General features: G+C 51.3%; 4 protein-coding genes. 2 read left to right on the top strand and 2 right to left on the bottom strand.

Features of this window, described 5'->3' with window-relative positions:
- Positions 1-488: 488 nt before the first annotated feature.
- Positions 489-3,293: a pullulanase-type alpha-1,6-glucosidase gene (gene pulA / locus ACO0LL_RS25620; protein WP_422953641.1), complete on the bottom strand. Its 2,805-nt coding sequence runs from the start codon at positions 3,291-3,293 to the stop codon at positions 489-491.
- A 283-nt stretch (positions 3,294-3,576) separates the two neighbouring features.
- Between pulA and ACO0LL_RS25615 the strand changes: the two genes are divergently transcribed.
- Both ACO0LL_RS25615 and ACO0LL_RS25610 read left to right on the top strand, forming a co-directional pair.
- Positions 3,577-4,599 (top strand): glucokinase, encoded by a 1,023-nt coding sequence (locus ACO0LL_RS25615; RefSeq protein ID WP_422953640.1) that lies wholly within the window; start codon positions 3,577-3,579, stop codon positions 4,597-4,599.
- Between the two features lie 184 nt (positions 4,600-4,783).
- Positions 4,784-6,418, top strand: coding sequence for an alpha-amylase family glycosyl hydrolase (locus tag ACO0LL_RS25610; protein WP_422953639.1), 1,635 nt, complete (start codon positions 4,784-4,786; stop codon positions 6,416-6,418).
- Positions 6,419-6,494: 76 nt separating this feature from the next.
- Here ACO0LL_RS25610 and ftrA read toward each other — a convergent pair whose 3' ends face one another.
- Positions 6,495-7,463, bottom strand: coding sequence for a transcriptional regulator FtrA (gene ftrA / locus ACO0LL_RS25605; protein ID WP_422953638.1), 969 nt, complete (start codon positions 7,461-7,463; stop codon positions 6,495-6,497).
- Positions 7,464-7,517 lie beyond the last annotated feature (54 nt).

Here is a 7,517-nt window from a genome sequence, read left to right as displayed (position 1 = left end):
CACTTCCATCGCTTTGCGCGCCAATCCAGATACCAGGGCATATACCACCAGTACGTGAAATGCGATAACCAGCCCCAAGCCTATAAACTTCTTCCCCGGCTCTTGCTGGCGATTTGAAAAATCCATTCCGGCTGTCTCCTCGATCTTAGAATATGAAGGCGGTAATAATAACCGCTGTTGGTGTTAAATTTGCGTTTCTTGACTGAAAACTTTTCATATTTTTTGTAGCAAGCATATGAATCCCTGTTTTAAATAATCTGTACTGCCTGATTTGTACCCTGTCTAGCGAAATTCCCTTGTGTATTTCAATGTCAAAACAGTCAAGCAATAAGCAATATCTGAACCATGTATAAGCTCGGCTTTTTGCATCAATAAGGCATCTGTATGGAAGAACTTTGCACTGCATGATGCCTGTTGCGCACTAAAACCAAGATTGCACTCATGAAGCCGTGCTCCAAAAAAGATCTTGCTGTCTTGCTCTTGTCTTCCTATTGTCCTACAAAGACCACGGCACTCAGGGCGGGAATCGTAAACCGCCCGCTGATACTCTCATACTTCGCTTCTGCTGCCACACGTTTATCTGCTGCTTGTGTAAGCAAATGTGTAGGATGCAATTGATAGCTGCGCTTGCTTTGTCCGTCTATGGTTAATGATTGCGGCTGTGAGCTGATATTGATGAAATACATGACAGAGTCAAAGTTCGCTCCTGCCAATTGCCTGCCATCCAGATGCGCGGCTATCAGTAAGGGATTTTGCTCGGGGCCGGTATTATAGAATTGCAGGCGCTGTGCGATATCGGACGCAGTCGATAATCTGAACAGGCTGGAGCTGGCCCTGATCTGCAATAAATCACGGAATTGATCGCGACTATAGGCAATATCTGCGCGGGTCGGTTTAATATTCGCCTGCTTTAGTGCCTCCTTGATATAAGGGTAAAACTGTGCATTGTCTTTTTCTGGTGGCAAGCCTGTCGCAAAATAATTGTCGCCATAGCTCCAGTCCAGCCGGTTAAACCAGTCGCCGGAATTGAAGCTATTGCTGTCCATGGACTTGGAGCGCAGGATATCGACACCCGCATGGTAGTAGGCCACGCCCTGGCTGAACGCTGTTGTTGCCAGGGCCAGAGCCTGAATGCGGGCGCGGTCTGCGCTGCTGGTGTCCAGCGGCAGGCGATAGGCATTGATGTCGAACAGGGTCTGGTTGTCGTGGTTCTCTACATAGTTGACGACTTCGCCAGGCTGGCTGGCATAGCCTGCAGGCTGACCAGCATAATCGATGTCCTGTAATTGCCTGGTCTTGCCATCAAAGGTTTGCATGCTGAAGTTGCGTACTGAGCCTGCCAGGCCCAGCCTGAGCATGTCGGCCGCGCGCAAAAGATCCTGCTGTGGCCTGGCCTTGTCTGCCAGGGTGTTTGGCATATAAACCAGACCATTGATGTAACCCTGGTTTTTGACTATGCCTTCGCCTGCATCGCCATGGCCGCCGCCGCGTATGGCATCGCGGGCACGGTCGCTGAAGCTGCCTATGCCGCTGCCATTCAGTGACAACTGCGATGCCTGGACAAAGCGCTTGCCGTCGGCAATTTCTCCAAAATTCCAGCCTTCTCCGAGGAACTGGATCTGGCGTCCGGTTTCTCGCAACAGCCTGGCTTGCATGTCTTCCATCACCTGTCTGGGTTGGTGTCCCATCAAGTCAAAACGGAAAGAGTCTATTTTGTAATGCTGCGTCCACAACAGTACAGAATCACTCATCAGCTTGGCCATCATGAGATTTTCTGTTGCGGTATTGTCGCAGCAGGTGGAGCGCTCTATTTGTCCGAACTGGTTCAGGCGCTGATAGTAGCCGGGGACGATGCGGTCCAATACTGAGTAGGCAGTTTGTCCAGCCCCTGCAGTATGGTTGTAAACCACGTCCATGCCCACGCGCAAACCGGCATTGTGCAAGGCCATGACCATTTTCCTGAATTCCATGATGCGCTTTGCTCCATTGCTGGCATCAGCGGCATAGCTACCCTCGGGCGCATTATAGTGATAGGGCTCGTAACCCCAGTTATAGCAATCCTTGTCGGCATATTGCGTAGCGATTTTTTGTTGCTCTTCGCCATCGGCCTGGCCCTTGATCATGGGTGTCTGGCAGCCTGCTTCAGGTACGGTGGCAAAGTCAAAGACAGGCAGTAAATGTATGTCCGTCATGCCCGCTGCACTCAGGGCCTGCAAATGTCGCATGCCATTCGAGTTTGCTTCGCTAAAGGCCAGGTATTTGCCGCGCCAGGCAGGCCTCACCGTTGCATCATTGATGGAAAAATCCCGTACATGCAATTCATAGACTTGCATGTCAGTTTGATTTTTTACTTTGGTATTTGGCGTTTGCTCGTCCCAGCCCAGGGGTTTTAATTTACTGGAAGTCAGGTCAGCGATATAACTGCGCTTTGAATCTGTCGTCAGGCTGATGGAGTAGGGATCAGTGACGCGATTGCGCACCAGGCCCCTGCCGGGTACGTAAACATCGACCAGGTAGGTGTAATACTTGCCGGATAAATCCACCTTGACACTGGTGTTCCAGCTGCCAGTATCGGCATCGGATTGCATGGGCAGTATGCTGGTAGATTTGGCTTTGCCATCTGGATACAGGCAAATCGAAACACGTTGCGCCGTCGGTGCCCAGACGCGGAATCGTGTCTGCGTTTTATTGGTAACTGCTGCCTTGCGAATGTTGGCGCCGTAATCATTGAGGCTGCCTGCTGTCTTGTATAAGTCATCGAGCGCTCCGGCAATTTGCAGGCCGGTGTAATCGATAACCCGGCCTTCATTATCTTCTGCGACGATTATTACTTGTGATTGCTGCAATGAACGCAATTGTTGCAAACTGATATGTGCAAGCTCATATACTTTTCCCGGTTCAGTATAGGTAAAGCGTTTTGCAATATCGGTGTCGAGTGTCGCGTCCGATCCGGTCAGTGCAATCACTTCATCAAAGCCGCTTGGTTTGTTGCCCTTGCTGAGTTTGAGTTGTCCTGTCCTGGAGATGTATAGCCTGACTTTGTTGTCTGTTGCCCGGCCAGGCCAGCGTATCAGTTTGTTGGAAAGCCAATAGGCGCGCGCGTCTGTGGTTGGCATGGCGGCTGGCGATAATGTGCTTTCAAACGGACCTGCATTGCATGCAGCAAGGCCTGCGTCTGGCGCATTGCTGGCGACAGCATGGCTGCCACAAGTTGTGGCACAAGTCGTGAGTACGCACGCCATTAAAAAGCTGCCGCAGCTTTTTGCCCGTGCAGTAGTTTGTTCAAAAAACAAAACAGTCTCCTGGGTAAAACAAGCTTCTTTACTCTGATTGTAGATATGTTTGAATCGCAAAAGTAGTGTGACTACATAAATAAAATCAAGTTTACGGCTGGTTTTACCGGTTTTATTGTGGCTAAAGTCAACTTCGCGCCAATATTTTTTCAAATTTTAACCTAATAATCGCAAATTTGTTAGACATGAGGTGTTGATGTATGTAGTATTGCTACATAAAATCTGATGGCGACCTGTTTTCTTATTTCGGCCCCGCTCAGGCGCAAAAAATATGAATGGTGAGATGTTGAGTAATAATCAAAAAAAATCATGCAATGCAGCTCCGCGCTTGCTGGCTGACATAGGTGGCACCAATGCGCGTTTCGCACTGGAAATGCAGAGCCACGAATTTACTGCCATTGCTGTATTGCCATGCAATGCCTATCCTGACTTGCAGTCTGCCATCGCCGCCTATTTATCGAGTCCTGAAGTGCTGGCTGTATGCCAGTCGCCGGTAAAAAATGCGGCTATCGCCATTGCCAATCCTGTCGATGGTGATGTGGTGCGCATGACCAACCACCACTGGACTTTCTCCATAGCCGCTTTACAGCAGGCGGCGGGGTTTGACAATCTGGTAGTCGTCAATGATTTCACTGCACTGGCAATGGCCTTGCCACATCTGGCCGCTCATGAGCGTGTGCAGATAGGTGGTGGCCAGGCTCAGGCTGACCGCGCCATAGGTTTGATCGGTCCCGGTACTGGTCTGGGTGTGTCTGGCATCATTCCATCTGGCGGGCATTGGGTAGCATTGTCCAGCGAAGGGGGGCATGTGAGTTTTTCTCCCAGCAATGAGATAGAGGTAGAAATCCTGCGCGAGGTCTGGAAAGAATATTCGCATGTCTCTGCCGAAAGATTGATCTCAGGCATGGGTCTGGAATTGATGTACCGCATCCTGGCGCAAATGGATAAACAAGCCGATACTGAAGAAATGAACGCGGCCGACATTACCCGTCGTGCACTTGATGGCAGTTGCATCATCTGCACCCGTACTGTGGACTATTTTTGTGCGATGCTGGGTACCATCGCCGGCAACCTGGCCATGACCCTTGGTGCGACTGGTGGCGTATATATAGGTGGCGGCATCGTGCCACGCCTGGGTGAATTTTTTGCGCAATCAGCATTTCGCCAGCGCTTTGAAGCGAAAGGCCGTTTTGCAGATTATTTGGCACAAATACCGACTTATCTGATCACGGCAGAGTATCCCGCATTTTTGGGTGTGTCTGCGATATTGAATGAACGACTGTCCTTGTCAGACTGTGTCGCCTAAAATTTGAAAAGACCTTTCACCACAGAGGCACAGAGGTAACACTGAGGAAAAATTTTATTTAATCAGATTAAATAAATACTTCTTCTTTACGTTTCACATGATTGCTCTCTTTGATCTTCTCTGTGTCTCTGTGCCTCTGTGTTGAGAGGTCTTGATCTAGTGGTTAAAACGAAATTACAAATCCATGAATAATTCTTTGGCAGTGCAAGCAAATGACTGGTGGCGTGATGCCGTGATTTACCAGGTCTATCCGCGCAGTTTTTCAGACAGCAATGGCGATGGCATAGGTGACTTGCCTGGCATTACTTCCAAACTTGATTACATCGCCAGCCTGGGCGTCGATATCGTCTGGATTTCGCCTTTTTTCACTTCGCCGATGAAGGACTTTGGTTACGACGTGGCAGATTATTGTGATGTCGATCCCATCTTTGGCACGCTGGCTGATTTTGATGTCTTGCTCAAGCGCGCGCATGAACTGGGTTTGAAGATCATGATAGACCAGGTCTTGTCGCACTGTTCGGAAGTGCACCCCTGGTTCGTCGAAAGCCGCAAGAACCGTGACAACCCCAAGGCCGACTGGTATGTGTGGGCCAATCCCAAGGCAGACGGTTCACCGCCGAATAACTGGCTGTCTGTGTTTGGTGGTTCTGCCTGGCAGTGGGATGCACGCCGTCGTCAATACTATATGCATAATTTCCTGGTCAGCCAGCCTGACCTGAATTTCCACCATCCTGAAGTGCAGCAGGCGCATCTCGATAATATGCGTTTCTGGCTGCAGCGTGGTGTAGATGGTTTTCGTCTCGACGCCTGCAATTTCCATTTCCATGACCAGGCTTTGCGGGATAATCCACCCAGTCAGGTGCGCGATAACAAGACCGTGCAGGACAATAATCCCTATGGCATGCAGGCACATATCCACGACAAGACGCAGCCAGAGAATCTGGCCTTCCTGGAAAAAATTCGCAGCTTGTTGAATGAATATGGCGCGATCGCCATCGGTGAAGTCGGGGCCGATGATTCGCTGGCCGTGATGGCAGATTACACCGCCGATGGCAATAAATTACAGATGGCCTATAGCTTCAATTTGCTGACGGCGACGTACTCTGCTGCCTACATACGCCAGCAAGTGGAGGAATACGAAGCGCGCGTCAAGGGTGGCTGGGTATCCTGGTCTGTGGGTAACCATGATTCTGTGCGCGTCATGACACGCTGGGGTGGGCCAGAGGCAACACCGCAATTTGCCAAAATGCTGCTGGCCATGCAAATGACCTTGAAAGGCACGCCATGTCTGTATCAAGGGGATGAGCTGGCGCTGACGGAAGCCGACATCGCCTATGAAGATATACAAGACCCGTACGGCATTACTTTCTGGCCAGAATTCAAGGGCCGCGACGGTTGCCGCACGCCCATGCCTTGGCAGGCAGATCAGGTAAATGCCGGTTTCAGTTCTGGCAAACCATGGTTGCCGGTTCCGGCGGAGCATGCTGCCCATGCAGTTTCTGCGCAAGATCAGGAAGATCAGTCTGTCTTGAATTTTGCCCGCCATATCCTGGCCTGGCGCAAGAAATACCCGCAGCTTAGTAGGGGCGAGATCAGTTTCTTCGATGCCCCTGAACCTGTATTGGCGATACGTCGTGACCTGGCTGGCAGCGATAGTCTGCTGGCGGCATTCAACCTCGGGAGCCAGCCTGTCAGTTTCAACTGGCCTGCAACTCAGAATGCCGCACAATTGAAGGACACTGGCTTGCCGGGACAAGTCACCGATGGTCTTGTGGAATTACCAGCCTACGGTGCATGGTTTGGTGAGCTAATGAAGTAAATGTTTTGCAGAGCGCTTGACAGGGCTGCATGCTGACCGTGCAGCCCTTTTTTTGGGCAGCGCAAATCTGCAACAGCTAGGCAAGTGTTTGTGTATCAATAGAAAATTGCTTGCGATAATTGCCGGGACTGTTCGCAACGATGCGGCGGAAATGGCGGCGCAGGGATTCTTCTGAACCAAAGCCTGCCAGCTCGGCGACCTGCGGCAAGCTGCTTGCTGGTGACTCCAGCAATTCCTTGGCGATGGCGACGCGTTCACGTATCAGCCATTCACCCGGCGCCATGCCTGTGCTGTCTTTGAAATGACGTTGCAGCGTGCGGGTACTCATGGCTGCTTTCTTGGCCATTGAGGCCAGATTATGTGGCAGGGCAGGGTTGGACCTGACCCAGTCCATTAACTTGGCCAGACGTGCATGTTCATCTGCGGGCATGGGGCGTGGTACAAACTGTGCCTGCCCACCTTCGCGATGCGGCGGTACCACAAGGCGTTGCGCGACCATATTGGCGACTTTCGCACCATAATCCTTGCGCACCAGATGCAGCAACATGTCCAACCCGGCGGCAGAACCTGCCGAAGTCATGATCTGCCCCTGATCTACATACAAGGCATTTGCCTGCACTGTGATTTCTGGATAACGTCTCAGCAGTTTTTCGGCATAGCGCCAGTGCGTAGTGACGGTTTTGCCATCGAGTATGCCAGCTGCAGCGAGGATGAATACGCCAGAGCAGATAGTGCAGATACGCGCACCACGCGCATGTGCGAGGCGGATTTTTTCCAGCAAAGCTGGCGGTGGCATTTCATCAGCATCACGCCAGCCAGGGATGATGATAGTGTCGGCCTGATCCAGCATCTCCAGACCATATGGCACTTCTACTGTGATACCGCCGGCGGCCCGCAACTTGCCGGGTTCCGCAGCGCAGACAGCGAACTCATACCAGTCCACACCCAGTTCCGGACGGTTCAGGGCAAACAGTTCAACCGTGCAGCCAAATTCAAAGGTACACAATTGATCATAGGCAAGGGCGACGACAAGATGTGGTTTCATGGCGTGATCTTACCGCATCTTTGGATATGCGACATGGTCTGCACTAGCAAACTG

Source organism: Undibacterium sp. TC4M20W (genome assembly GCF_049340245.1).
Classification (GTDB): Bacteria; Pseudomonadota; Gammaproteobacteria; order Burkholderiales; family Burkholderiaceae_D; genus Undibacterium.
Note: the sequence above shows the minus strand (reverse complement) of the source record. Positions and strands in the feature narration are given on the sequence as shown.